Here is a 25,917-nt window from a genome sequence, read left to right as displayed (position 1 = left end):
CTAAAAGGTAATACACCGAATGAAGGGTGTATTACCCCCATTGCTTTGGCCGGCAGCATTAAAAGAAAGACTAGGCACCAACTGTATGGATTTGATATTTTTTGATTTAGATGGGACTTTACTAAATAAGTCCTCGGAAGTTTCTGCCTTCACAAAAGACACGTTGGGCTTACTAAGCGAAAAAGATATCGCTTTTACGGTAGCAACAGGGCGCACCATGCATTCCGCGCAATTCGTGCTAAAAGGTCAGTCCTTTGTACTTCCGCATATTTACAATAACGGCGTAGCGATTTGGGACCCTTCTGGTAATGCGTTGACACTGGAAAACCTGTTGGCTCCTAGCGAAGTTAACCTTATCGTTGAACACGCGATCAACAACAACATAACGCCGTTTATCAATACAGTAAATATGGATAGCCCTAACCACGAACACGTTATTTATCATTCATCGCCGAAGCATTTGGTAGAGCGCAATTTAATTGAAAAATATTTTTCTCGTACCAAAGCGCGACTAGCACCAATCGAGTCGCTACCCGCCAATGCACATATTACGAATATAAGTATGATTGGTGATGCTGCGCTTGTCTACGACATGTATAAACAACTAAACATGCACGAGGCGTTAATCGCTTATTCCGGCCCAGCTATCGAAGGAAACGAGTATCGCTGGATGGATGTTCATCACAACCTTGCCAATAAGGGGAGCGCGGTATCACTGTTACGTAAACAGCTTAAAGCAAGTAACGTTATTGTGTTTGGCGATAGCGATAATGACCTAAGTATGTTTGAACTTGCTGATGAAGCGTATGCGCCCTCTAACGCAAAGCCCTACGTTAAAGACGTCGCTACGTCTGTTATCGGGCACCACGATGAAGATGGAATCGCTCACTTTTTAAGAGAACGATTCTCGCTCTAATCAGCGTATCAAAATAATAGCAAAGTGGGTGGTAGCTGCGTTGTAATGTGCGTTAAGCTACCATTCAATTGGCGCCCTATCTTTAAAAAATTTACCATTCGGCCCACCTTTTTCCATAGTAGCTAGCCATATTGCTGTATCGGCTCCTTCTTCAGGGGTTTTAGGTGCATCAGTACCCCCCATCCGTGTATGCACCCAGCCAGGCGTCATACTATTCACCGTTACGTCCAGGCTTTTGTCATTTGCGGCTTCATCAACAACGGCTGCCATCTTAACGGTAAGCGCGTTTATTGCTGCCTTCGACACTGCATAACATAAGGGTCCTTTCAACCCCTCGGCGAAACTGCCGTAACTCGAACTTACATTAATTATACGCCCAAATCCTCGCTCAATCATTTGCGGTAATGTCTGCTGAATAAGCGTTAGTGGCGCATTCACATTCACCTGCATCGATTTAGTTAAACGTTCAGCATCAACCTCTTTCCAGTTGGTGTCGTCTAAAATGCCGGCGTTGTTAATAAGAATATCAATAGGACCATACACGGCTTCAGCACGCACGAACGCATCGACAATGGCCGTTTCATTATCAAGGGGCATTTCTATGATATGTAAATCCCCTCCTACAATATCCTTTTTTGCTTCCAGGCCTGCCTCTTCGTCACGGCACCCCATCAACACTTTATAACCCTTTGAAAGCATGCCTTTCACTATTTCAAGGCCAATGCCTCTGTTGCCACCAGTTACTAAGACGTTTTTTGTCATGCCATTACACTCCTTGCAATTACGCTTGGGCTTGCTTTGCCTCAAAACGGTTGGATAAATAAAAACACAGCGGAAACATTACACTCCACACTAGAGCAATGAAAATATAAGCGCGTAGCATACTTGTACCCAATTCGACTGCACCAAATTTAGCACCGGCTATATAACTCAGGGGCGCAAATACTGCACCGCCAATTGCGGCGATAACCATTCGGCCGTTAAACGCAGTTAAGCTGTGATAAACCGTTCCTGCAAATGCCGCCCATAGCAAGCTCAGCCAAATAGGAATAGGCCAAAAACTTATCAGCACTTCAGATTCGTCGAAAATAAACAACCCACTTAATGTGAGTAAGGCGTCAACGACGGTGCCAAGCACGAATACTGCACTCATCAATTTGATATCTTCTACGCGCTTTGGGGAAATGAAAATCCATATGCCAATAAGCGCCAATACAGGGATTACAGCACTATTTTGAAACAAGATGACTAACCACCATATTCCTTGAAACCACGCAAAGTTAACAACTTTCAGAACTGCAGTATTTTTCATTACAAACGCTCATGTTTTCTATATCAACGCATACGTTAACTGATAAGTGATAGTTCAAATCTAAATTTACAAAAGTAAACGAAAACACACTACCACCAGTATTTATGCATAGACTGTTTGCTCTTTCCAATTACAAAGGATGTGTTAATCGTGAAAATGGTGAAGTATTACGTACTAGGCGCGTTATTGGCATTAGCGCTAACGCTAACGGTACCAACAATAGTGCTAAAAGTGTTATGCGGTTGGACTGCATTTTCGCTTATCGCGGTGAGCAGCGCTTATTTACTGAATTTTCCGAGCCTGTTTCGTAAGCGCGAAGATGGGTCAATTCCCTTTTATATTCGGTGGGTATTTGTGCCCTTCTTATTTGGCTCGTGGCTTTATAACGAATATGCACGTAGAACTGACAAGGTTCCCCCACTCCAAAAGATTGAGCCTAACTTATATCTTGCTTGTCGCATGTCAAGTAAGCATGTTGAACTTCTAAATGAAAACCATATTGATGCAATTTTAGATGTAACCGCCGAATTTGACGGCCTAGACTGGACAGCTTATCAGGAAGACTACCGCTATTTGAACGTACCCGTGCTCGATCACACCAGCCCTACACCAGAGCAACTTGTGCTTGCCATCAATTGGCTAAATCAGCAGATATCTGAGAGCAAAAATGTTGTTGTACATTGCGCACTTGGGCGAGGCCGCTCCGTATTAGTGGTTGCCGCATACCTGTTGGCAAAAAACCCTGAGCTATCGGTAGATGAAGCACTAAGCCAAATCAATCAAATTCGTCAAACCGCAAGACTTAATAAACGTCAGTTAGCGTCTCTTCAAGAAGTAAGGGATGGCGGTTTGCTGTCATTGCAGAAAAAGCTAACGCTCATCGTTAACCCCGTTGCAGGTGGTGGTAAATGGGCACAATACCGAAACGAAGTACTCTCTAGACTTAACGAGAAATTCGAAGTCACCGTTAAGGAAACCACACCTGAGGTAGATGGTAAGGCACTGGCAGAGCAAGCGAAAAAAAATGGCGCACATATTGTTATCGCATGTGGCGGGGACGGTACGTTAACCGAGGTCGCATCGGCCTTAGTAAATACTGACATCACTATGGGAATTATTCCGTTTGGCACGGCCAACGCGTTAAGCCAAGTACTACACGGCTACATCAGCAAGGTAATGCCGATAAGTACGGCTTGCGACATTATAATAGAGGGCAATACCCTGTCTATTGATACAGCGCGGTGTAACGACCACGTTATGCTTTTGGTGGCGGCAGTGGGCTTCGAAGAAAAAATGATCTCTGCTGCCGACAGAGAAGAAAAAAACATGGGTGGTCAGTTTGCCTATTTAAAAGGGTTATGGAATGCCATTTCAAATAATGAAAACATGACCTTTGAAGTAGCAAAAGACGACGGGCCAGTTGAAACGCTAGAGACGCCTAGTTTCGTAATAGCAAACGCCGCCCCTATGACCACCGCCCTTGCTCAGGGTGCAGAGCCACCGGATATAACCGATGGCAAACTCGATTTAACGTGGTTATTGCCTCAGCCCAGCTCTGATAGGCAGTTCGCATCACTGGCAGAACTCGTATTAAGCCCCGCAGAAGCCAAAAAACAATCACAATCCATACGTCATGAACGCGCAACACGTATAACACTTACTTTCGACAAACCTACAGCCTACGCTGTAGACGGTGAAATTTACGAGGGCAATAAGCTTGTCATAGAAACATGCCCACGAAGTCTTACCGTATTCACTAATTTTGAAGAAAAGGACTAAGTAGTACATGGCTCAAAAAAGTAATTTTGAAGAAATCTATACTTTCTTAAATGAAAAGTTCTCTGATGAAACCGAGTATCTACAAGCTGTACATGAAGTACTTGAAGATATTGTACCTATTTATAACGCGAACGAAGTCTATAAGGCTTTTGATATTGTAAAACGCATTTGTATGCCGGAGCGCATTATCTATTTCACCGTTTCGTGGATGAACAGTGAAGGTAATGTTGAAATTAATCAAGGATGGCGAGTTCAACACAACTCAGCTATGGGCCCATATAAAGGCGGTTTGCGCTTTCACCATACCGTTAACCTATCAGTGCTTAAATTTTTGGCTTTTGAGCAATGCTTTAAAAATGCCCTGACGGGCCTTCCTATGGGCGGTGGTAAAGGTGGGTCCGACTTTAACCCTAAAGGTCGGTCAGACCGAGACATTATGTTATTTTGCCAAGCTTTCATGCGTGAACTTCAGCGACACATAGGTGCCAATACCGATGTACCCGCTGGCGACATTAACGTAGGTGCGCGTGAAATAGGCTACCTCTACGGTGAATATCGCAGGTTGAATAATAGGTTCGAAGGTGTGTTAACAGGTAAAGGTTTAGAATTTGGTGGAAGCTATGTACGTACCGAAGCTACAGGCTTTGGTTTAGTCTACTTTTTAGAAGCGGTTTGTAAGCAAAAAAACACTGAGATTGAAGGCAAAACCATTACGGTATCTGGCGCTGGAAACGTAGCGCTTCATGCAGCACTAAAGGCAGTTGAAAAAGGTGGAAAGGTAATATCGCTTTCAAACAGCCGAGGGCTTTTACACGCTGCAGAAGGGTTTACAGATAAGGCATTAAAATGGGCTATAGATAACCATGCCAATCGCGAAAATGTATTAACAGACATGGCTGATAAAAACATGGGCGAATGGGTAAGCGACAAGAAGCCGTGGCATTTAAAATGTGATATTGCTTTACCGTGTGCAACACAAAATGAATTGCTTGAAGACGATGCGAAAGCGCTGCTCGACAACGGCTGTAAAATGGTGTTAGAGGGAGCGAACATGCCCTGCACAAATAAAGCACAAACTCTCTTTTTAGATGCCAAAATAGTTTATGTGCCGGGCAAGGCATCCAATGCTGGTGGGGTTGCTTTATCGGGACTAGAAATGAGCCAAAATGCCATGTTCAATCAAAGAAAAGCAAATGTGCTTGACGATCAGTTGTACGCCATTATGGAAAGCATTCATCAGCGATGCGTTGACGAAGGAAAAAGCGTGGGTGATGAAAACCATTATATTGACTACATGAAGGGCGCCAATATTGCTGCATTTCGGCGACTCGCAGACGCTATGGTTGCACAAGGCGTTTGATACCAATCCACATAGATTATTACCCACACAGCGAGCGTTAAAATGTTCGTACTCGCGGCGTGTTACTGCAGATATGGTAGTTCTACATCAAGGTGACGTAACAATGAGTACGGACGTTTTCAACTCGCCTTCCGCGAAGGCCTGGCCAGCGTTCTGAACGGTCAGATATCTATGCGAGTTGATACAATACACCTCGGTCTTACGGTTTTTTTCTAATTATCGATAAATTTATGGCCACAGCGCCGTGAATTTATCGCCAACAGCTATGTAAAATTTGCTCCTATCATTCTCTGCTCTCGCCTACTACAACATCAGTTTCAGTAAAAAAGCTAATAATTTCAATATGTAGGATACATAAGATCTTTGGAATAAAAATAGCATTAACCCTAGTGTTATTTTTTAATACTTTGATAAGGAACTTCCCATGAAAATTTTTGAAGCACTTCGACAAGACCATGAGAAACAGCGTCTTCTATTGAAAATTTTAGCTGAAACTAGCGGTAATACAGCAGCTAGACGTGAGTATTATGCTGAGCTTAAAACTCAGCTTGAAAGTCACGCCATTGCAGAGGAACGTCATTTTTATTCTCACCTTTTAGAGAAAGACGCTACTGTTGATTTAACACGCCATGGCATTGCGGAACATCATGAAATAGACGAATTACTTGCGAAACTAGACGATACGGATATGAGCTCTCCCGCTTGGCTACGCCATTTAAAGAGCCTTCAAGAGAAAGTTGAACACCACCTTGCCGATGAAGAGCAAGAGTTTTTTCAAGTAGCGGGCAACGTTTTGAATGATCGCCAAAAATCAAAGCTGGCTGATGAGTATCAAAATGAGATGAAACAAGAGTGTCGTGAACAAAAGGCTACAGCTTAATAAACGCTATTGAAAAATCGCATTAAAAAGCCAGCTTAATAGCTGGCTTTACTTTTTTCACTTTTCTCTGATAAAAACAACGCATGGCTTTGTCTCACGCGCTTTTAGCAGACTACTTTTTGGCGATAATATAAACCGCGTGAATAACACCTGGGAAATAACCGAGAATAGTCAACAAGATGTTAATCCAGAAATGTGCACCAAGCCCAACTTGCAAAAATACGCCAAGAGGTGGTAATAAAATTGAAAGTAGAATTCGAATGATATCCATAATAATTTCCTTTTTTTGAAGTAATTTCGCAACGCACTGAGTAAAATACCCAATTAATGGTGAAAATCCTCAGCGAAACGGCCGCTTGCTCACCTTATTTGTTTTTGTTGCAATCAAAATGCCAAACACAATGGTTGAGTCAAAATATCTATTTACACAACCTTGTGTAAACGATAAGGATTATTATTGATAAATGCTATTCGCCATAAGTTGAGTGTTGCAACCATACTTCCAAGTCAGCTTTATTCAGCGGTCGACTTAAATAGTAACCTTGTGCAATATCACACCCCCACTCTTTTAATATTTGCATAGAGGCTTCATCTTCCACACCTTCGGCTACAACCTTTAAATTAAACACGTTCGCCAAACTTAGCACCATATGAACTATTTGCTGATCATTTTCATCAGTGGCCAGAGAAAGTATAAAACTCTTGTCTATTTTTATCGTTTTAACAGGTAGGTTTTTTAAATAGGCCAATGAAGAATAACCGGTGCCAAAATCATCGATGGCAAATTGAAAGCCTCGCTGCGTCAAACCATTCAGATTTTCTATTGCCAAAGACGCATCAGCAACAAGATCACTTTCAGTTATTTCAAGTTCTAGCGCATTAGGAGAAAGGCCTTTTTCCGTGAGCAACGAAACTAACTTGCTTAATAACGCTTTGTTTTGGATATCCTGCGTAGACAAATTCATTGCAACGGTAAACTGGTAGCCCTTTTGACGAAAGTCTGCCAAATCATCAATGGTTTGTTTCATGACCCAAGTAGTGACCTGCTCAATGAGCCCCGCCTGCTCTGCAATTGTAATAAACTCATCAGGTGGAACAAACCCAAGCTGACTATTATTCCAGCGGATAAGTGCTTCCATACTGCACACTTTCATCGTTGTTAAATCAACCTTGGGCTGATATACCATTGAAAGTTCGTTCTGTTGACTTGCTAGGGCGCGTTTTAGCTCGGTGGTAATTGCCAAGCGTCGGTTATACCTGTCTTCTAAATCAGTGCGATAGCGCACGCACCAAATATCACTGTGAATTGCTTCATCAGTCACAATGTTCATTTTTCTGAACAATTCTTCAGAGCTTGCTGCATCGGTAGGACATTCGATTACGGCCATAGCGACTTTGACGGGTATAGCAATTAAATTACTCTCGACAGGCTGCTCTAAGATGTGACGCAACGTTTCTAGCTGGTCATCATTTAAAGAATCGTGAGATATGTATAAAATCTCTCCGCCGGCCAAACGCGCAGCGGTTCCTGGCCACCGCTGTAGTCGTTCTGCGAGTGCTTTTAGCGTATTATCACCATTCGAATATCCGTACAAATCATTGATTGTTCGAAATCCAATAACAGTGATTGCAATTACCTGTATATGGTTTCCACGTTCTATTTCCGCCTCAAAAAAACCCTCAACAAAGTTGCGGTTAAACAACCCGGTTAGTACATCGTGTTCCGCCTGATAGCGAATATGCTTTTCACGACTCTTGATACTAGCCTGCATGCTGTCTACTGCATTTGCTAACGCTGATATTTCTTTCAGTTTTGATGTCTTTTCTAATGCCACCCCATAAGAGCCAGACGCCACCTCGTTTACTGCCTTAACAAGTTTTGACACGGGTTGACTGACGTTTCGGGCGAGTAACAGAGAAAGGCCAAGAGCAATGAAAATAGCTAAAATAGCAAACGTTAGTATGGTTATCTGAATTTTTGTAAAGGCATCAAATGCTGAAGTTGTATCTACCGCCAAGGTTATTTCAACCGGGCTACTGCCGTCATTAGCAAACTTTACCTCGCGTTTTATGTACGTGAGCTTATCCTTAAACGTTACATCTGACCAAGAGGGGTCACCTTCTGAAAGTACGACTTCTGTGGCGGCCATGCTGCTTAGCGTAGAAGACAGTACTGCATGGGTATTTTTGTCGGAAACAATGATATCTGCCCCGACTAAGGCTTTAAGTTCATCTAGCAGGGTCGCATCAAACTCGGTGCCGATTATCATGTAGTATCGAAGCGTGGGAATTTCTACGCGGTACAGGTTTAATTGAATAAGACGACCATCAACGACAAAGAGGCCGTGATCTTGCTTTTTTGCAACCAGCGCCATACTGCTTTGTAAAGTTTGGCCTACCTCAAAAAGATCGGTTTGGCTCGCTTTCACTTCGTGATTTAACGTTACTAATGCAATTATGTCAGTGTTTAAGCGCTGCGCGTAGCTAGTCAGCGCAGCCTCTATTGAGGGAATGTCATCAGTCCCAACAGCTCTTCTAAAATCAAAGGAACGTAACAATACATTAGAAACGCTTCTTATAACGGCCTGACGGTCTTCTACTACTCTATCGAATACTTTTTCCGCCAGCGCAATGTCATGGTCAATATTCTCGACAACTAGCGAATTTGCTGAGCGCCACACCGCACCAATTATCAGTAAAGAGGCAATAACAATACCTAGTAATAAAGTTTGGAACAAACTTTGACTCAACGTTTTCTGCACGGTATTGCTCCGTCAATAGTGTGTGTAAATTCGCTTACATTGCTGAAAAGAATAGCCGAATATTATGAGTTTAGACAGGGCTAACACCCTGTAAATAAGAGGAATTAACGCTTTGTTACAATTATACCAATCCGCATAGATCATTACCCACTCAGCGAGAGTTAAGATGGTCGTAATCGTGGCGTGTTACCGCAGGTATAGTGGTTCTACATCAAGATGACACAACAAAGAGTACGGATATTTTAAACTCGCCCTCTGCCTAGGTCTGGCAAGCTTCTTAGCTTCATTCTGGGAATTTGAAAGGAAACGGCCATTGCTGCATTCCCACATCTCGCTAGGAAACTTACCAGCGCCTTTCTGAGTGGGAAAATATCTATGCAGAACAGTATCACGTGCATCTTATTGCACATAGTCAAAAAATACAAAAAGGCCAGCTATATAGCTGGCCTTTTCATTTGGTGCGGAAAGCGGGACTTGAACCCGCACGAGCATAGCTCACCACCCCCTCAAGATGGCGTGTCTACCAATTCCACCACTTCCGCTAAAACTGTTTTAGTTACCTGACTCTTCAGTGTCTACCGTGGCTGGCACATCATCAGACGGCTGAGTAACAGGAACATCGCTTTCAGTTGATTGCTCTACTACTGGAACGTCCTGATCTGCAGGTAGTTCAACTGCGGGCTCTGTCACAGCAGGAACCTCAAGATTGTTCCATTCGTCTTCAGCGCTCTCGCGGTTAGCCGTCATAGCGCCCAGCGTTAGGCTGATAAAGAAAAACAAACCCGCCAAAATTGCTGTTGTACGAGTCATGAAGTTCCCTGAACCCGATGAACCAAATACCGTGTTTGAACCACCAGAGCCAAATGAAGCGCCCATATCAGCACCCTTACCTTGCTGGATCAATACAAACCCAATAAGTAAAAGCGCAACAATCAAGTATGCTACTAATAGCACTTCGTAAATCATAATTACCTCGTCAGTTTGCCGCTTGGCAAATTGAAATAAAATCTTCTGCTTTTAAACTAGCGCCGCCTATTAGGCCACCGTCAACATCGGGCTGCGCGAAAAGTGTCTCGGCGTTATCCGGCTTAACACTTCCACCATAAAGGATCCGAAGCCCCTGGGCTAGTTCAACACTCACTTTTGCAAAATAAGTGCGTATAAATTCGTGTACTTCTTGCGCCTGTTCAGGGCTGGCCGTTTTACCCGTACCAATAGCCCAAATTGGCTCGTATGCAATTATCGTTTTAGATAGCGCTTCCACAGAAAGCTCGCTAACCAATGCATCGAGTTGTTCGCCAACAAACGCCTCAACGTTATTCGCTTCGCGCACTTCTAAAGGTTCGCCTACACAGATAATTGGTACAACGCCTGCACTCACGCACTTCTTAGCTTTAAGTGCAACAAGTTCACTAGACTCGCCTTGATTGTCTCGTCGTTCCGAGTGGCCAACTATCGCAAATTGACAACCAGCCTCTTTTATCAAATCAACCGAAAGCTCGCCAGTGTGGGCGCCGTTATCACAATGGCTGACGTCTTGGGTGCCTATAGAAAATCCATTTGGCTTAAAGCCATGTAACAGTAACGAAGGTGCACAAACTACGATATCAGCATTGCTTTTTATGCCTGAAAGTTTGTCATTAAACTCAGCAACAAGCGCTAAGTTTCCATTCATTTTCCAATTACCAGCCACGAATGGCTTTCTCAGATTTTCACTCACAGCGTAGACCTCAGCCCTGTCTTCAAAGCGGGCGTGATATTAACTATTTAATTGAGAAGTTACAAGAAGAAATAGCAAAATTTCCTGTTACGCCAACTAATTGGCGAGATTACGAACAGTTTGCGCTATATGCTCTGCCCATTTCTCAGATTGCTGCTCGTCGTTAGATTCAACCATAACCCTGATCAGCGGCTCAGTACCACTTTTTCGAAGCAATACTCTGCCTGTTTTGCCTAACGCAGATTCTGCCTCTGACTTTGCTTGCATAACATCTGCATGAACCAGGTAATCAGTTTCCTTATCGGCATAGCGAACATTAATAAGCGTTTGAGGATACATGTCAAAACCACTGGCTAAGTCATGCAGGTCCATATGCGAGCGTAGCATAGCAGCAAGCACTTGGAGACCAGCAACAATACCGTCTCCAGTAGAGCTCATATTTAGATTGAGAATATGTCCAGAGCTTTCTCCACCGATAGCCCACCCTTTTTGTTGCAATAACTCCATGACATACCTATCGCCAACATTACTTCTCACAAACGGTACGCCTAACTTACTTAGTGCGTTTTCAAGCCCCAGGTTGCTCATCAATGTACCAACAACCCCGCCTTGCATTTTGCCGTTTTTAAGGGCGTCTCGCGCGATAATATATACAATTTGGTCGCCATCAAGAATATTCCCAAGATGATCGACCATCATAATTCTATCGCCGTCGCCATCTAGTGCGAAGCCCAAGTCTGCACCGGTTTCTTTTACTTTATCGACGATTGCACCCATCGATGTGGCACCCACGCCGTCATTAATATTGAGTCCATTTGGCGATGTCCCCAACTCAATAACTGTTGCCCCCAGTTCACGCAGCACGTTTGGAGCAATGTGGTACGTTGCCCCATGAGCACAGTCCACGACAATTATTAATCCGGTCAAAGACAACTCTGATGGGAAAGTGCCTTTACAAAACTCGATATAGCGACCGGCTGCATCATTGATTCGCGTAGCTTTACCTAGCTTATCTGACGCCACGCACGTCATAGGTCGCTCGAGCATTTCTTCAATTGCTAACTCAATATCATCATCAAGTTTGAAGCCTTGTGCAGAAAAAAACTTAATCCCGTTGTCATAAAAAGGATTGTGCGAGGCGCTGATTACAATACCTGCTTCAGAGCGAAAGGTCTTGGTTAAATATGCGATGGCAGGCGTTGGCATCGGTCCTAGCAAACCAATGTCAATACCTGCTGCTGATAAGCCTGCTTCTAACGAGGATTCAAGCATATAGCCTGAAATTCGGGTATCTTTGCCTATTAACACTTTATTCGTGCCGCGGCCAGCCAAGACCTTTCCTGCCGCCCATCCTAATTTGGTCACAAACTCTGGATTGATATCGCTTTCACCAACTTTGCCGCGAATACCGTCGGTACCAAAATATTTGCGCTGCGTCATTATTCTTCCTTATTTTATCGTAGTGAGCTTATGTACGATGTTCACTGCGTCTTTTGTTTCTTTGACATCGTGTACGCGTATTATGTGCGCCCCCATTTGGGCGACAATTGTAGCGAGGCTTATGCTGCCCGCCAAGCGCTCATCCACTTTTCTATCAAGTAAATTACCTATCATCGACTTGCGCGACATACCTACTAACACAGGAAAACCAAGCGCCATAATATTGGGCAAATACTTCACTAAGGCATAATTGTGGTCTAACGATTTCCCAAAACCATAACCAGGGTCGAACAAGATTTTCTCTTTAGCGATACCGGCGGCTTCACATTCGTTGGCTCGCGCAATAAGAAACTGCGCAACTTCACTGACTACATCGGCATACTGAGGGCTGTTTTGCATAGTGCGCGGCTTTCCTTGCATGTGCATCAAACACACCGGCACCTGAGCCCTACTTGCTGCCTGCAAAGCCCCCGGCTCTTGCAATGCGCGTACGTCGTTGATAAGACCCGCCCCTGCTTTTACCGCTTGTGTCATTACCTCAGCTTTGCTTGTATCGATGGATATTACACAGTTAGATGCAGCAGATAGGGCTTCTACAACCGGAATGGTGCGGTCAAGTTCTTCTTGAAGATCAACATCAGGCGCACCGGGTCGAGTAGACTCGCCACCAATATCAATAAAATCTGCACCAGCTTCTACCATGCGTAACGCATGATCTACTGCCTGTTGGACCGAACTGTGCGCCCCTCCGTCTGAAAAAGAATCGGGTGTTACATTTAGAATACCCATTACACGCGGCTTAGTTAACGCGATTTCGTGAATACCAAATTGCATAAATGAATTGTCTACCGTTAAAAAATAAATACTGCGTTTTGTACTACCAAAAACATAATGAAAAGCGTACACAAATAAAAAACGCCAGTATAACTGGCGTTTTTTTAAGTAAATAAAGCGTTAGCTTGGAAGGTCACCAGGCTTTCCAACAGGCGACTTGTTAATGTCGTCTTTTGTAATTTCGCCTTCACGCACAGGAGAACCACCGCTTGGCTTATCACCATCAGAAGGTTTTCTGTCATCCCAATCCGATGGAGGACGTACTTCAGTACGGTTCATTAAATCATCAATTTGTTTAGCATCAATGGTTTCGTATTTCATGAGCGCATCTTTCATCGCTTCTAAAATATCTCTATTGTCCTCTAAGATAGTTTTAGCGCGCTGATAGTTGCGATTGATGATGTCTTTAACCTCTTCATCAATGGCTAACGCTGTTTGGTTAGACATGCGAATTGAGTTTGACGTGCCACGTCCCATGAACACTTCGCCTTCTTCTTCAGCATAAAGAAGTGGCCCCATTTTATCAGACAAGCCCCACTGGGTAACCATCTTGCGTGCTATGCTCGATGCACGTTCGATGTCATTAGATGCCCCAGTAGTTACACCCGCTGCTCCAAGCGTCATCTCTTCAGCGATACGACCGCCGTACAAACTTGAGATCATACTTTCAAGCGCCTGTTTGCTTTGGCTGTATTTGTCTTGTTCTGGTAGATACATGGTAACACCCAAAGCGCGACCACGTGGAATAATAGACACTTTATACACTGGGTCGTGCTCAGGCACTAAGCGACCAACGATTGCGTGGCCAGCCTCGTGGTACGCTGTGTTTACTTTCTCTTCCTCAGACATAACCATAGATTTACGCTCAGCGCCCATCATGATCTTGTCTTTCGCCTTTTCAAACTCTTCCATTGCAACTAGACGTTTGTTACCTCGTGCAGCGAAGAGTGCAGCCTCGTTTACTAAGTTGGCAAGGTCGGCGCCAGAAAACCCAGGGGTTCCACGTGCAATAACCGATGGGTCAACATTATCTGCAACCGGTACTTTGCGAATGTGTACCTTCAATATTTGTTCGCGACCGCGAATGTCCGGAAGACCAACCACAACTTGGCGGTCGAAACGACCTGGACGAAGTAGCGCAGGATCAAGTACATCAGGGCGGTTTGTTGCCGCAATAACGATAATACCTTCGTGGCCTTCGAAACCGTCCATTTCAACCAGCATTTGGTTGAGCGTTTGCTCACGTTCATCGTGTCCACCACCAAGACCCGCTCCACGCTGACGGCCTACCGCGTCTATCTCATCAATGAAGATAATGCAGGGTGCCGCTTTTCGCGCTTGCTCAAACATGTCGCGCACACGTGATGCACCTACACCTACAAACATTTCCACGAAATCTGAACCAGAAATCGAGAAGAAGGGAACTTTCGCTTCTCCGGCGATGGCTTTTGCAAGTAGCGTTTTACCTGTACCAGGAGGACCAACCATCAGCACGCCTTTAGGAATTTTGCCCCCAAGCTTCTGGAATTTAGATGGGTCGCGAAGGAAGTCAACCAGTTCAGACACGTCTTCTTTCGCTTCATCGCAACCTGCAACGTCAGCAAAAGTAACTTTTATCTGATCTTCACCAAGCAAACGTGCTTTGCTTTTACCGAATGACATAGCGCCACGGCCGCCACCACCTTGCATTTGACGCATGAAGAAAATCCATACACCAATAAGCAATAACATGGGGAACCATGAAATGAAGATAGATGTTAGAAGAGACTGCTCTTCTGGTGGCTCACCATACACCCTTACGTCATTTTTAACTAAGTCGGAAATTAACTTATCGTCGAAGTAAGGTACAAATGTTTGGAAGGTATCGCCTGAACGCTTTGTACCGCGAATTTCACCGCTATTATTTATGCGGACTTCGCGAATATTTCCTTGTTCTGCTTCTCTTAAGAACGTTGTGTAGTCAGTTTGAGAACGAGCAGATTCACTTGGTGAAAAGCTCTGAAAAACTGACATTAATACAACGGCGATAACTAACCATAAGATTAAATTTTTTGCCATATCGCTCAATGCTACTAACCTCTTTAAATCCGAATTGCTTGCTTATTCAACGACTTGGTCATTCAATAAACAACACAGTCCGCAACGAAAACCGCTTATACCAAAGCGTACTACACTTTATACCCACAAGCCACCAAATAGACCTCTCGAGAACGCGATCTCGACGAATCAGGTTTACGTGTCTTGATTGTAGTGAAAGACTGTTTAAGTGCGTTCATGAACTCAACAAACCCTTCACCTTGAAACACCTTTATTACAAAAGAGCCGCCAGGTTTTAAGACTTGGTGACACATATCTAGTGCTAGTTCACAAAGGTACATAGAACGAGATTGGTCAACCGAAGCGTTACCTGCAAGGTTCGGTGCCATATCAGACAACACTATATCTACGGTGTTCCCACCGATTCTGTTCAATAGTGCATCGAGAACCAAGTCTTCTCTGAAATCACCTTGTAAGAAGTCAACGCCGACAATCGGGTCCATAGGTAAGATATCGCACGCGATAACTTGCCCATTATCGCCAACAAGCTGAGCAGCAAGTTGTGACCAACCACCCGGTGCGGCACCAAGGTCTACAAGCGTCATTCCTGGTTTAATAAGCTTATCTTTCTTCTGAATTTCTTCCAGTTTATAGATTGCTCGCGAGCGCCAACCTTCCTTATTTGCTTTTTGCACATAATGGTCGTTAACGTGTTCTTGTAGCCAGCGTTTACTGCTGGCGGAGTGTTTCTTTTTTGTCATTCCAATACAATGTCATTAGGATTGTAGAGAAGATGGCGTTAGAATACGTTATTTCAAGCATAAACTAACAGATTAATTGTAAGAAATATTACTTCATGAAACTTTCAAATAAACAGAAACAATTCCTAAAAGGTCTTGCACACCCTTTAAAACCTGTTGTGCAGCTAGGTGGGAACGGCCTGACAGAAGGTGTGGTTGCCGAAATTGACAACGCACTTAGCCACCACGAATTAATTAAAGTTAAGGTGCCAACGGATGATCGCGAAGAAAAAGCGCTCATCATGGACGCTATCGTTCGCGAAACCAACGCAATTAAACTTCAGGTAATTGGGCACACGCTAATTATTTATCGTCAAAGCGAAGACTGTAAAATTCAGTTGCCAAAATAACTGAATAAAAGGTGCCGATCCCCCTCGGCACCATAGTTTTTCTTCTTACTTCCCGTTAACATCATATTAATAATAGTGAAAACACGGGTTTTAAGGGAAAACTATGACGCTAAATAATCTTACTGCCATTGTGACTGGCGGCTGCTCAGGGCTTGGTCACGCTACTGCCATCGCACTTAGAGATGCAGGCGCTAACGTCAGCCTTTTCGACTTAAATGAAGAGCTTGGCGCAAAGCGTGTAGAAGAGCTAGGCGGCAACAATACACTTTTCTCAAAAGTAGACGTGCGCGATGAAGCCTCTGTTCAAGCGGCTATAGAAGCGACAACCGAAAGGTTTGGGGCTATCTCATTAGTGGTTAACTGCGCAGGCATCGCACCCGCAAAACGTTTACTTGATAAAGAAGGAAACCCTGCCCCGCTTGGCGATTTTCAAAAAACAATCGATATTAACTTGGTGGGCAGCTTTAACGTGTCACGTTTGGTTGCAGCAGCTATGGCTAAGCAGTCACCTATCAACGAAGAAGGTGAACGCGGTCTTATTATCAATACTGCTTCAGTTGCAGGTTATGAAGGTCAAATAGGGCAAACCGCTTATGCCGCAAGTAAAGGCGGAATTATCGGCCTAACCCTCCCAATGGCGCGAGACCTTGCACCGTTGGGCATTCGGGTTAACACCATAGCGCCAGGCGTAATGGGTACACCAATGCTGCTTGCAATGCCCGAAAAGGTGCAAGACGCCCTTTCTGCCAACGTACAGTTTCCTAAGCGCCTTGGCCTGCCTGAAGAGTTTGCTAAATTAGTTATACATATGGCAAATAACAGTTACCTTAATGGTGAGACAATCCGCTTAGACGGCGGCCTTCGAATGCCTCCTAAATAACCCATAAATAACCCATTAAAAAAACCGCCATCACGGCGGTTTTTTATTCACTTTCTTTTTTAACTTTTCATTTTCATCAACGAATCGGCTTCTACAGTAAACCGATTAAAGAAATCTTCTTCGAGCTCGCCCGTGATCCTCACGCGCTCTCCCTCAGTGAGGGTCAAATAACCATCACTATCAACAGGAGCATCTTCTAACTCGTCAAGTTCTACCGTAAGCATAGCATCGCCTACTTTCACCTGAACGGCTTCTCTCCCAATGGTTTCAACGGTACCCACAATGATCATCTCGGCATCGTCGAAATCAATACTACCAGCTGTACTCATGAATAAGTCTGCAGATGCCTGATCGACAGTATCTGCCATGTACACCGTATCTGCATCTTCGGCAATCACGCTATGGGCAACAAGTCTTTCGTTAGACATCATGCCCTCGTCTAATTGCGCCGTTACCATAACCTCTTTTCCGTCTATCTCCGCATAAGCTTTTGGATCAAGCTTTGTTTGACTAAGCTCAACAAAAACCTCTCCGTCACCATAATCAAGCGTAAAGAATTGAGAGTCGACCGCGGTCACTTCCCCCGTTAGAGTGATCCACGTATTTTGAGAAACTGACATCCTTGACACTGGCTGCATCGTCTTTACAGAAGCTTGCACCGCTGCTTGTTTGGTGGTGGCAGGTGCAGTATTTGCTATTGCGGGGGTGCCCATCATTGCTGTTGTAATTAACGTTGCGGTAATAGTTCGTTTTGAGTTAAACATTCTACCCTCCTTAAAGGCATCATTGATTTCCATTCATATACAATGTAAACACTGTTAGCACTGCAAACTCAATGCCGCCCATAAAAATCAATAACTTAGTCAAATCCTGTGTAAATTAACCTTTTCTTTGAAAGAAAAATATTCCGACTATTGAACGTATTACACTGTATCTTCCATGGCTTTTTATCCAGCATTTACCCTAAAAATATAATAGTTATGATAATGTGGCTCACTGTGTAAAGTAGCGTTATCAAAATAAAAAGTGGCTGTCACATGTCGTACCCTCATCAACCTATTGAAACATCATCTGTTAGTGATGATGTAAACACCAATACAGCAGATAAAAATACCGTTGAGACTAAGGATGTAGTCACGCCATACGCGTTTGGCGTGGCGGATTCGCTATTAGGTAAGCGTCTTGCAACCCCTTTTCAAAGAGGTGTAGCGCAGTGCATCGACTTACTTCTAGTTGCTATTCTTAGCTCGCTTAACGCTTTATTTTTAGCAATTATCGCTACAATGACATTCTATAAGGCCAGTCATAACCTGGCCAACAACAGCCAGCGAAAAACGACGCGTTCATTTTTACGCGTAGGTGGCGCATTTATGCTGTTTTGGACGGTGTTACTGACCGTGGAAATTGCGACCGAGGTTAATTACAGCAGTGACGACACTGTCGTGCATAATTTAAATGATACAGACGATAGCCCAGATGTCACAGATACACCAAAAGAAAATGTCCAAGCAACTGCCTCAGAAGCAACCACAAATTCGTACAGTATTGTGGCATGGGTAAAAGGGTTTATTACAGAGCTTGGCTTAGGCTTTGGATGGGCTGCACTTTATTACAGCGTGTTTACTGCTTGGTTTAATGGAAAAACGCCTGGTAAACGTTTGTTGAACATTCAAGTGCTCAAGCTTGATGGTTCTGGCCTGTCGCTATGGGAGAGCTTTGGACGTTACGGTGGTTATGGCGCAGGTTTAGCAACAGGGTTGCTGGGATTTATGCAAATTTGTTGGGATCCTAACCGCCAAGCCATCCAAGATAAAATATCAGAAACCTTAGTTATCAGTACCCGTTTATAAACTACTGTATATAAAAAGCGCGCTTAAGCACAAAGAGCGCGCTGTAATTTATCCTGCTATTCGCCGTCACCACCGTTCACAATAAGCGCAATATTATATAAACGGTTCACGGCATGGTAGTTAATAGAGTTTTTAGGGTAACGCCCCTTACTGCTTATTTTACCCGCTTCCTGTTCCATCAAAATCGTTAACGCATCATCAACGGTTTCAACGGTGTAAATATGAAACAGTCCTTTTTTCACAGCGTCGATAACGGTGGCGTCTAATACCAAATTAATCGCATTCGATTTAGGAATAATAACGCCCTGTGTACCGGTTAGGCCGCGATGTTGACACAAGTCGAAAAAGCCTTCTATTTTCTCGTTAACACCGCCAACGGCCTGCACTTCACCGTATTGGTTTATAGAACCCGTAATGGCCAAGGTTTGTAAGCAAGGGATTTCAGTTAACGCAGAGATAAGCGCAACTAATTCTCCAAGGGACGCACTATCACCATCAATATGTCCGTATGACTGCTCTAGTGCAATATTTGCCGATAAGGTTAAAGGAAAGTGCTGGGCATACTTGTTACCTAAGTAGCCGTTAAGCAACATAACACCTTTTGAGTGAATAGGCTGTCCAAGCTCAACTTCACGTTCAATATCAACTACACCGCTTGCCCCAGCAAATACAGTAGATGTAATGCGCGCCGGTGTACCAAAGGCGGTGTCACCAATATCCAATACCGTTAACCCGTTTACTTTTCCTACTGCTTTACCTTCAGTAGCAATAAGCACGTGCCCTTCTTTTATATCGTTTAATAGTGTTTGACTGACGCGGCCGGTGCGACGTTTCTTCGCGCTTAATGCTGTTTTTAAATGATCAAGTTCTAGCGTGTCGGCATTAGATTTTTGGCAGAAATAATAGGCTTCATTAACCAGTTCGATAACTTCAGCAAAATGCGCAGATAGCTTTTCTTTGTGTTCGGCCATTCTTAACGAGTATTCTACTAGCCTGCACATCGCGTTAGCGGTAATACCGTTAAGTCCTAGCTGAATAAGATGCGCTCGTACTTTGCCCACAAAATCAAAAAGCGCCTGCCTGGTGACGGGAATTTCCAAATCAAAATCCACCAACACTCTAAACAGTTCATCAAACTCGTCATCGTAATCTTGCAGCGTGTAGTACAGGTCCCGAGAGCCTAACAAAACTATTTTCACATTTAGGTCTATAGGCTGCGGATTTAGCGTAATGTTATTCACCATACCCACGTCTTGCTGAGGTAAGTCCATGCGTAAGCGTTGTGACTTAATGGCAAGCTTTAGGGTATCCCACACGAAAGGTTGCTCAATAAGTTGGTCAACATCCAATAACAAATAACCGCCATTTGCACGGTGTAATGCACCGGGCTGGATCATACGATAGTTAGTGAAAACGCTGCCGTGAATGTTGGTGTACTCTATTTTGCCAAACAAATTTTGATAAGTAGGGTTCGGCTCATAAATAACAGGAGCGGCGTCATCGAGTTTATTCGACACCAAAACGTTAGGAAGAAATTGCTCTTCTAAAAATACCTTTTTATCAAAGTCGTCACTCTTCTCTTCTTTTTGCTCTTCACTGTGAATAACTAAGATGGCGTTGACCAATGCAGTTTTTAGCTGCTTGAGGTACTTCATTACCCCTAATTCAGATGCGTACTTGTGCTCAAGCACTTTTAGCAGCGGTTTAATCCCCTGCTCTGCAGTCTTTTTGTCAAGCTCACGTAGGCGCTCCGAGTTTTCGCGCTTCCACGTAGGAAGGCTTAACAGGCTCTCACTCAATCTATTTTCTAGTTCGTCGATGAGGGTATAAAACCCTTCCCGCTGCTCATCAGTTAGCGAGGCAAACTCGGTATCGCTTATAGGCTTCCCGTTAACAATGGGTGAAAACGTGATAGAGCCGCCTTCTTCGTACAGCGCAACTTCATTCGCTTGTGCGTAACGTTCTACCGCGTCGATTGCCGCATCGTACTTTTGCTCGAACTCTCTGGATATAGAGGCACGACGGCGCTGATACCCTGGGTTATCAAAGGCAATAGGCAGCGAGTCTAAGACATCGTCGATAAGGGCAGCCATATCCTTGTGAAATGCTTTTCCACCGCCGGGAGGAAATTTTAACGCAACAGGCTCGCGCTCCTCGTCAAAATTGTTAATGTAACAACAATCATCAGGCGCCGGTAGTTGAGCAACTTGGCGTTCAATGTAATCTTTTACTAGCGTAAAGCGGCCCGTGGCAGGTTCGCCCATTACATAAAGATTGTAGCCCTTGGTATTAATGCCTAACCCAAATGTAAGTGCTTCACGCGCACGCTCTTGCCCAATGAAGGTCGCATTTAGCGCCTCATCATCTTTTAAGGCACTGTTTATCGCTCGGCGATTTATGGTAGGTGAAAGCGCATCTACATCTAACGCGTATAATTTACTGTCTACAGACATGTCTGTTCTATCTTTGTTTCTTTACTTAAGTGAAACCCTAATTAACATTAGTGTCAAACGCTTATCCTGAATAAGGCCGCTTTGTACCGTCAACCGCACAACAAACAACCATCTTTTAAAGGTTAGGAAGAAACTGGTAAGAACTTAAAGGGTATTTTGGCCTTTCTAGGGTTAACACAGTGCGGTTATAGATGTCTTGTTGAATTAAATCTCTAGCGCGTTTAATAACGAGGCAACTTACCTCAATTCTACCGATGTATTTGTTTCTGCCCCGTTGTTAGACCATAGCGTCATGAGAAAGGCGGTAAAGACAATACGTTGAAGGAACCTGCAACGGCAAAGCATAAAGTATGTAGCAACACACGCTGCTTTAAATTACCTTATAAAGTGGAAAAGACCGAAATGCGTTTTACCGACGCTGCCAAATTTCGCGCGCAATAACCAATGAATAAAGACAGGGTAATAACAATGACAAAAAAATTTAAGACTCACGCATCCCTCATGCTCACCTCCTCTTTCCTTGCAACCGTTCTGAGTGCGGCATTTCCTTCAATAAGTATGGCTGACGTTAACTACGCAGATAACTCCGGGTTTTCTATTACCAATGAGAGTGAAAGCTATGCGCCAGTTGAGGTCGTGTACTCTCATTTTATTCAACATGTGGATATGTGGTGGCCGAAAGACCACACATGGTGGAAAGGTGCTTTGCGCATAGATGAGCAGGCTGGTGGCTGTTTCTGTGAAACGACAGACACGGCGAGTGCAGCGCATATGCAGGTAAGCTATGTTGAACCGAACAAAAAAGTGGTGATGACAGGTGGCTTAGGCCCGCTCCAAGAAATGGGTATGTCAGGTGCACTGACATGGGAATTCAGCACAATAGCATCGAGCACGTCATCGGATGCAAACACACAAGATGGTCGCAAACCGAAAACTAAAGTCACCCTTACCTACCACGCCTCAGGCAATATTCACTTTAATGGCCAAAAAGCGTCTAACGAAGACGCCGCCAATTTAGTTCGCGTGGTTGATAACGTGCAGGCGCAGCAGCTAAATGCGCTAACCGCATTTAGCGACAACAATTAAATCCAATGCTAGAGCCTAACAATCTGCTAGATGTTAAGTCATAAAAGAAAAAGTCAATAAGCAATCCTAGCGAGTTGTTGCCTTAAAACGACCTAAACTGCATTATTAATGCTCACTTTTCAAGCAAGCAACAATAAATATTGCCAAGTTCGGTGTTAAGCTATTGAGGCATGGCTTAGCGCTGGGTTATTCTATTGGGCTATATGTATGTTAAGTGGGTAAATCCCACGCGCGGTTAGTTGGCGTTTTTGCAAACTCGCCTTATGCCGCCCCATAAACGTTTTAACTTTTAATGCGGAAGCCTAAGTTTCATGGCCGATAATCAGTACAATCCGAAAGACATTGAACAACGCGTTCAGCAATACTGGGAAGAAAACCAATCGTTTAAAGCAAATGACGATGTAGAAAAAGAAAAGTTCTACTGCCTGTCTATGTTCCCATACCCTAGTGGCCGACTTCACATGGGCCACGTGCGTAACTACACCATTGGTGACGTAATCAGCCGTTTCCAGCGCATGCAGGGTAAAAATGTATTGCAGCCTATGGGTTGGGATGCTTTTGGTCTTCCGGCTGAAAATGCAGCAATTAACAACAACACTGCACCTGCGAAATGGACATACTCAAATATTGATTACATGAAAAGCCAACTTCGCTCGTTGGGTTTCGGTTACGACTGGGATCGCGAAGTGACCACATGTAAATCAGATTACTATCGCTGGGAACAGTGGTTCTTCACGCGTCTTTACGAAAAAGGCCTAGTTTACAAGAAGAACTCTACTGTGAACTGGGACCCTGTAGACCAAACTGTTTTGGCTAACGAGCAGGTAATTGACGGTCGCGGATGGCGCTCTGGTGCGCTGGTTGAGCAAAAAGAGATCCCTCAGTGGTTTATTAAAATTACGGACTACGCCGAAGAACTTTTACAAGACTTAGAACAGCTTGAAGAATGGCCTGACCAAGTACGCGCCATGCAGGCAAACTGGATTGGCCGCTCTGAAGGTGTTGAAATTACCTTCGATTTAGCGTCAGCGGTTAACGACATTGCCGATTTGACGGTATATACCACGCGCCCAGATACCTTCTACGGCGTTACTTACGTTGCAGTGGCTGCGCAGCACCCTCTTGCAGAATTCGCAGCAAAATCGAACCCAGATTTAGCGGCCTTTATCGACGAATGTAAAAACACCAAAGTTGCTGAAGCTGAATTAGCAACCATGGAGAAGAAAGGCTTTGCCACTGGTTTTGAAGTTGTTCACCCACTAACCGGTGAAAAGCTTCCAATTTGGGTCGCTAACTTCGTGTTGATGGACTACGGTTCAGGCGCGGTAATGGCTGTTCCTGGCCACGATCAGCGCGATTGGGAATTTGCGACGAAATACAACCTACCTATTCAACAAGTCATTGCGCCAAACGCAGGTGATGAAGATAAGTGCGACCTTAGCGCCTCTGCATTTACTGAAAAAGGCAGCTTGATCAATTCAGGTAAGTTCGACGGTCTTGAGTTCGATGCCGCGTTTAACGGTATTGCCGATGAACTTGAAAGCAAAGGCTGCGGTAAGCGCAAAGTAAATTACCGTCTTCGTGACTGGGGCGTAAGCCGTCAGCGCTACTGGGGCGCACCTATTCCAATGCTTAATTTGGAAAACGGTGAATCTGTTCCGGTTCCTGCTGACCAACTACCGGTTGTTTTGCCTGAAGACGTAGAGATGAATGGCGTAACCTCGCCAATTAAAGCTGATCCTGAGTGGGCAAAAACCACATACAATGGCGAAGCCGCGTTACGTGAAACTGACACCTTTGATACCTTTATGGAATCATCGTGGTACTACGCGCGCTATGCCTGTGCTACTAACAACGACGCCATGCTTGACCCGACATCAGCAAACTACTGGTTGCCGGTAGATCAATACATTGGTGGTATTGAGCACGCTATCTTGCACTTACTTTACTCGCGTTTCTTCCACAAATTACTGCGCGACGAAGGCTTGGTAAACTCAGACGAGCCATTTAAGCGTTTGTTGTGTCAGGGCATGGTATTAGCCGACTCTTACTACCGTGAAGACGCGTCTGGTAAGAAAACCTGGTTCTCGCCTACTGAAGTAAGCACAGAGAAAGACGATAAAGGCCGTATTGTTAAAGCGTGGCTGACAGCAGATGGCGAAGAAGTTATTCATGGCGGCATGACCAAGATGTCTAAGTCGAAGAATAACGGTATCGACCCGCAAGAAGTTATCGACCTGTACGGTGCCGATACAGTCCGTCTATTTACTATGTTTGCAGCGCCACCAGAGCAAACCCTAGAGTGGGTTGATTCTGGCGTTGAAGGTGCAAACCGCTTCCTACGTCGTATCTGGAAGCTTGTTACCGAGCACGTGGAAAAAGGCTCGCCAGAAGCGATTGATGTCAAGTCACTGTCGAAAGAGCAGCAGGCCCTTCGCCGTGAAGTACACAAAACCATTGAGAAAGTGTCTGATGACTTGGGTCGTCGCCAAACCTTCAATACCGCGATTGCAGCAGTAATGGAGCTGTTGAATCACCTTCAAAAAGCGCCTCAAGAAAATGCGCAGGACATCGCTATTATGCGCGAAGCCTGTGAGTCAGTCTTGTTGCTACTTAACCCTATTACGCCGCACATTGCTCACGAGCTTTGGAAGGTACTAGGTCACAGTGAAGATATCGATTCAGCGCCTTGGCCAACGGCTGATAAAGCTGCGTTGGTTGAAGACGAGAAGCTTATTATTGTTCAGGTTAACGGTAAGGTACGCGCTAAGATGACCATCGCCGCTGATGCCAGCAAAGAGAGCATTGAGGCGTCTGCGAAAGAACAGCCAAACGTTCAGCAATTCATCGAAGGTAAAACCATTCGTAAAGTGATTGTTGTACCTGGCAAGCTTGTCAACATTGTAGCTAACTAGGTAAACATTTAATGAAAAAGCTCTTTCAGTTTGCAGCTGTTTTAGTTTGCAGTTCCTGGTTATTGGGCTGCGGCTTTCACTTGCGCAGCGCCCCATCGCTGCCACAGAATATTAATTCAGTTGCAATTGAAAGCGCTCGAGCGCATGCGCCTCTCGCGCGTGCGCTTAAAAAGCAATTAAACGTGTATGGATTATCATCCGTTGACAACGACTACTCAGCGGTGAACGACAAAATTGATATTTATCTTCTTCCTGAGAAACTAGAGAGACAGCTTTTATCCGTTTATCCTTCGGGGCAAGTTGCGGAGTATGAGCTTATTTATGTCGTAAGATACCGCGTACAATTCCCTAATAAAGAAGCGTTGATGGCACAGTTTGAGGTAGTAAGAGACTATCAAGATGATCCCGACCAAGTGTTGGCGAAATCTCGAGAACTAGAATTAATGCTTGATGAAATGCGAGATGAAGCAGCCGACATCATCATTCGCAGATTGTCTAGCCAAGCTGTCGCCGCGACCAGCGCGAATTAATAGCGCTAACCCG

The 25,917-nt window shown here is 44.4% G+C and carries 22 protein-coding genes and 1 tRNA gene; 10 read left to right on the top strand and 13 right to left on the bottom strand.

Going from position 1 to position 25,917, the window contains the following annotated elements; translation table 11 throughout:
* The first annotated feature begins 85 nt into the window (after positions 1-85).
* Positions 86-916, top strand: a complete 831-nt coding sequence (locus BK026_RS04165) for an HAD family hydrolase (RefSeq protein WP_071817484.1) — start codon at positions 86-88, stop codon at positions 914-916.
* Positions 917-973: 57 nt separating this feature from the next.
* Here BK026_RS04165 and BK026_RS04160 read toward each other — a convergent pair whose 3' ends face one another.
* Both BK026_RS04160 and BK026_RS04155 read right to left on the bottom strand, forming a co-directional pair.
* A complete protein-coding gene (locus BK026_RS04160) occupies positions 974-1,678 on the bottom strand; it encodes an SDR family NAD(P)-dependent oxidoreductase (protein WP_071814675.1) in 705 nt (234 codons plus the stop codon).
* A gap of 19 nt (positions 1,679-1,697) precedes the next feature.
* On the bottom strand, positions 1,698-2,228 hold the full coding sequence (locus tag BK026_RS04155) for a DUF2878 domain-containing protein (protein ID WP_071814674.1): 531 nt from the start codon (positions 2,226-2,228) through the stop codon (positions 1,698-1,700).
* Between the two features lie 150 nt (positions 2,229-2,378).
* Between BK026_RS04155 and BK026_RS04150 the strand changes: the two genes are divergently transcribed.
* The 3 genes from BK026_RS04150 (at position 2,379) to BK026_RS04140 (ending at position 6,247) form a co-directional block, all read left to right on the top strand.
* Entirely contained in the window at positions 2,379-4,007 is a 1,629-nt protein-coding gene (locus BK026_RS04150; RefSeq protein ID WP_071814673.1) for a diacylglycerol kinase family protein, read from the top strand.
* A 7-nt stretch (positions 4,008-4,014) separates the two neighbouring features.
* Positions 4,015-5,367: an NADP-specific glutamate dehydrogenase gene (gene gdhA / locus BK026_RS04145; RefSeq protein ID WP_071814672.1), complete on the top strand. Its 1,353-nt coding sequence runs from the start codon at positions 4,015-4,017 to the stop codon at positions 5,365-5,367.
* Positions 5,368-5,791: 424 nt separating this feature from the next.
* Entirely contained in the window at positions 5,792-6,247 is a 456-nt protein-coding gene (locus BK026_RS04140; RefSeq protein WP_071814671.1) for a hemerythrin domain-containing protein, read from the top strand.
* Positions 6,248-6,359: 112 nt separating this feature from the next.
* Here BK026_RS04140 and BK026_RS04135 read toward each other — a convergent pair whose 3' ends face one another.
* From BK026_RS04135 to rlmE, 9 genes are all read right to left on the bottom strand, one after another.
* Positions 6,360-6,518 (bottom strand): YqaE/Pmp3 family membrane protein, encoded by a 159-nt coding sequence (locus BK026_RS04135; protein WP_071814670.1) that lies wholly within the window; start codon positions 6,516-6,518, stop codon positions 6,360-6,362.
* A gap of 196 nt (positions 6,519-6,714) precedes the next feature.
* Positions 6,715-9,009 (bottom strand): GGDEF domain-containing phosphodiesterase, encoded by a 2,295-nt coding sequence (locus BK026_RS04130; RefSeq protein WP_071814669.1) that lies wholly within the window; start codon positions 9,007-9,009, stop codon positions 6,715-6,717.
* A 456-nt stretch (positions 9,010-9,465) separates the two neighbouring features.
* Positions 9,466-9,551: transfer RNA gene (locus tag BK026_RS04125), tRNA-Leu, on the bottom strand.
* Positions 9,552-9,561: 10 nt separating this feature from the next.
* Positions 9,562-9,975: a preprotein translocase subunit SecG gene (gene secG, locus BK026_RS04120; protein WP_071814668.1), complete on the bottom strand. Its 414-nt coding sequence runs from the start codon at positions 9,973-9,975 to the stop codon at positions 9,562-9,564.
* 10 nt (positions 9,976-9,985) lie between these two features.
* Complete coding sequence (gene tpiA, locus BK026_RS04115) at positions 9,986-10,729, bottom strand: triose-phosphate isomerase (protein WP_071814667.1); 744 nt, start codon at positions 10,727-10,729, stop codon at positions 9,986-9,988.
* A gap of 96 nt (positions 10,730-10,825) precedes the next feature.
* Positions 10,826-12,169, bottom strand: coding sequence for a phosphoglucosamine mutase (gene glmM, locus BK026_RS04110; RefSeq protein ID WP_071814666.1), 1,344 nt, complete (start codon positions 12,167-12,169; stop codon positions 10,826-10,828).
* Positions 12,170-12,178: 9 nt separating this feature from the next.
* Positions 12,179-13,003: a dihydropteroate synthase gene (gene folP, locus BK026_RS04105; protein WP_071817483.1), complete on the bottom strand. Its 825-nt coding sequence runs from the start codon at positions 13,001-13,003 to the stop codon at positions 12,179-12,181.
* Between the two features lie 120 nt (positions 13,004-13,123).
* Positions 13,124-15,070, bottom strand: coding sequence for an ATP-dependent zinc metalloprotease FtsH (ftsH, locus tag BK026_RS04100; RefSeq protein ID WP_071814665.1), 1,947 nt, complete (start codon positions 15,068-15,070; stop codon positions 13,124-13,126).
* Positions 15,071-15,171: 101 nt separating this feature from the next.
* Positions 15,172-15,801 (bottom strand): 23S rRNA (uridine(2552)-2'-O)-methyltransferase RlmE, encoded by a 630-nt coding sequence (gene rlmE / locus BK026_RS04095; protein WP_071814664.1) that lies wholly within the window; start codon positions 15,799-15,801, stop codon positions 15,172-15,174.
* A 95-nt stretch (positions 15,802-15,896) separates the two neighbouring features.
* On the opposite strand from rlmE, the gene yhbY reads away from it, so the two are divergent.
* Both yhbY and BK026_RS04085 read left to right on the top strand, forming a co-directional pair.
* On the top strand, positions 15,897-16,190 hold the full coding sequence (gene yhbY / locus BK026_RS04090) for a ribosome assembly RNA-binding protein YhbY (protein ID WP_071814663.1): 294 nt from the start codon (positions 15,897-15,899) through the stop codon (positions 16,188-16,190).
* A gap of 103 nt (positions 16,191-16,293) precedes the next feature.
* Complete coding sequence (locus tag BK026_RS04085; RefSeq protein ID WP_071814662.1) at positions 16,294-17,070, top strand: 3-hydroxyacyl-CoA dehydrogenase; 777 nt, start codon at positions 16,294-16,296, stop codon at positions 17,068-17,070.
* A gap of 59 nt (positions 17,071-17,129) precedes the next feature.
* Here BK026_RS04085 and BK026_RS04080 read toward each other — a convergent pair whose 3' ends face one another.
* Positions 17,130-17,834, bottom strand: coding sequence for a hypothetical protein (locus tag BK026_RS04080; RefSeq protein WP_071814661.1), 705 nt, complete (start codon positions 17,832-17,834; stop codon positions 17,130-17,132).
* Positions 17,835-18,107: 273 nt separating this feature from the next.
* Between BK026_RS04080 and BK026_RS04075 the strand changes: the two genes are divergently transcribed.
* Positions 18,108-18,920, top strand: a complete 813-nt coding sequence (locus BK026_RS04075) for an RDD family protein (protein ID WP_071814660.1) — start codon at positions 18,108-18,110, stop codon at positions 18,918-18,920.
* Positions 18,921-18,976: 56 nt separating this feature from the next.
* Here the strand turns inward: BK026_RS04075 and BK026_RS04070 are convergent, their stop codons facing one another.
* Complete coding sequence (locus BK026_RS04070; RefSeq protein ID WP_071814659.1) at positions 18,977-21,373, bottom strand: Lon protease family protein; 2,397 nt, start codon at positions 21,371-21,373, stop codon at positions 18,977-18,979.
* A gap of 468 nt (positions 21,374-21,841) precedes the next feature.
* Between BK026_RS04070 and BK026_RS04065 the strand changes: the two genes are divergently transcribed.
* From BK026_RS04065 to lptE, 3 genes are all read left to right on the top strand, one after another.
* Positions 21,842-22,459, top strand: a complete 618-nt coding sequence (locus BK026_RS04065) for a hypothetical protein (RefSeq protein WP_071814658.1) — start codon at positions 21,842-21,844, stop codon at positions 22,457-22,459.
* A 311-nt stretch (positions 22,460-22,770) separates the two neighbouring features.
* On the top strand, positions 22,771-25,374 hold the full coding sequence (leuS, locus tag BK026_RS04060; protein WP_071814657.1) for a leucine--tRNA ligase: 2,604 nt from the start codon (positions 22,771-22,773) through the stop codon (positions 25,372-25,374).
* A gap of 11 nt (positions 25,375-25,385) precedes the next feature.
* Entirely contained in the window at positions 25,386-25,904 is a 519-nt protein-coding gene (gene lptE / locus BK026_RS04055; protein ID WP_071814656.1) for an LPS assembly lipoprotein LptE, read from the top strand.
* Positions 25,905-25,917 lie beyond the last annotated feature (13 nt).

This window comes from Alteromonas sp. V450, from assembly GCF_001885075.1.
Classification (GTDB): domain Bacteria; phylum Pseudomonadota; class Gammaproteobacteria; order Enterobacterales; family Alteromonadaceae; genus Alteromonas.
This window is presented reverse-complemented; position numbering and strand designations above follow the sequence as displayed.

What these genes read in the sequence shown, in the direction of transcription:
- BK026_RS04165 (WP_071817484.1), top strand. Translation starts at nt 86, where the DNA reads ATGGATTTGATATTTTTTGATTTAGATGGGACTTTACTAAATAAGTCC.
- BK026_RS04160 (WP_071814675.1), bottom strand. Translation starts at nt 1,678, where the DNA reads ATGACAAAAAACGTCTTAGTAACTGGTGGCAACAGAGGCATTGGCCTT.
- BK026_RS04155 (WP_071814674.1), bottom strand. Translation starts at nt 2,228, where the DNA reads ATGAAAAATACTGCAGTTCTGAAAGTTGTTAACTTTGCGTGGTTTCAA.
- gdhA (WP_071814672.1), top strand. Translation starts at nt 4,015, where the DNA reads ATGGCTCAAAAAAGTAATTTTGAAGAAATCTATACTTTCTTAAATGAA.
- BK026_RS04140 (WP_071814671.1), top strand. Translation starts at nt 5,792, where the DNA reads ATGAAAATTTTTGAAGCACTTCGACAAGACCATGAGAAACAGCGTCTT.
- BK026_RS04135 (WP_071814670.1), bottom strand. Translation starts at nt 6,518, where the DNA reads ATGGATATCATTCGAATTCTACTTTCAATTTTATTACCACCTCTTGGC.
- secG (WP_071814668.1), bottom strand. Translation starts at nt 9,975, where the DNA reads ATGATTTACGAAGTGCTATTAGTAGCATACTTGATTGTTGCGCTTTTA.
- glmM (WP_071814666.1), bottom strand. Translation starts at nt 12,169, where the DNA reads ATGACGCAGCGCAAATATTTTGGTACCGACGGTATTCGCGGCAAAGTT.
- folP (WP_071817483.1), bottom strand. Translation starts at nt 13,003, where the DNA reads ATGCAATTTGGTATTCACGAAATCGCGTTAACTAAGCCGCGTGTAATG.
- rlmE (WP_071814664.1), bottom strand. Translation starts at nt 15,801, where the DNA reads ATGACAAAAAAGAAACACTCCGCCAGCAGTAAACGCTGGCTACAAGAA.
- yhbY (WP_071814663.1), top strand. Translation starts at nt 15,897, where the DNA reads ATGAAACTTTCAAATAAACAGAAACAATTCCTAAAAGGTCTTGCACAC.
- BK026_RS04085 (WP_071814662.1), top strand. Translation starts at nt 16,294, where the DNA reads ATGACGCTAAATAATCTTACTGCCATTGTGACTGGCGGCTGCTCAGGG.
- BK026_RS04080 (WP_071814661.1), bottom strand. Translation starts at nt 17,834, where the DNA reads ATGTTTAACTCAAAACGAACTATTACCGCAACGTTAATTACAACAGCA.
- BK026_RS04075 (WP_071814660.1), top strand. Translation starts at nt 18,108, where the DNA reads ATGTCGTACCCTCATCAACCTATTGAAACATCATCTGTTAGTGATGAT.
- BK026_RS04070 (WP_071814659.1), bottom strand. Translation starts at nt 21,373, where the DNA reads ATGTCTGTAGACAGTAAATTATACGCGTTAGATGTAGATGCGCTTTCA.
- BK026_RS04065 (WP_071814658.1), top strand. Translation starts at nt 21,842, where the DNA reads ATGACAAAAAAATTTAAGACTCACGCATCCCTCATGCTCACCTCCTCT.
- leuS (WP_071814657.1), top strand. Translation starts at nt 22,771, where the DNA reads ATGGCCGATAATCAGTACAATCCGAAAGACATTGAACAACGCGTTCAG.
- lptE (WP_071814656.1), top strand. Translation starts at nt 25,386, where the DNA reads ATGAAAAAGCTCTTTCAGTTTGCAGCTGTTTTAGTTTGCAGTTCCTGG.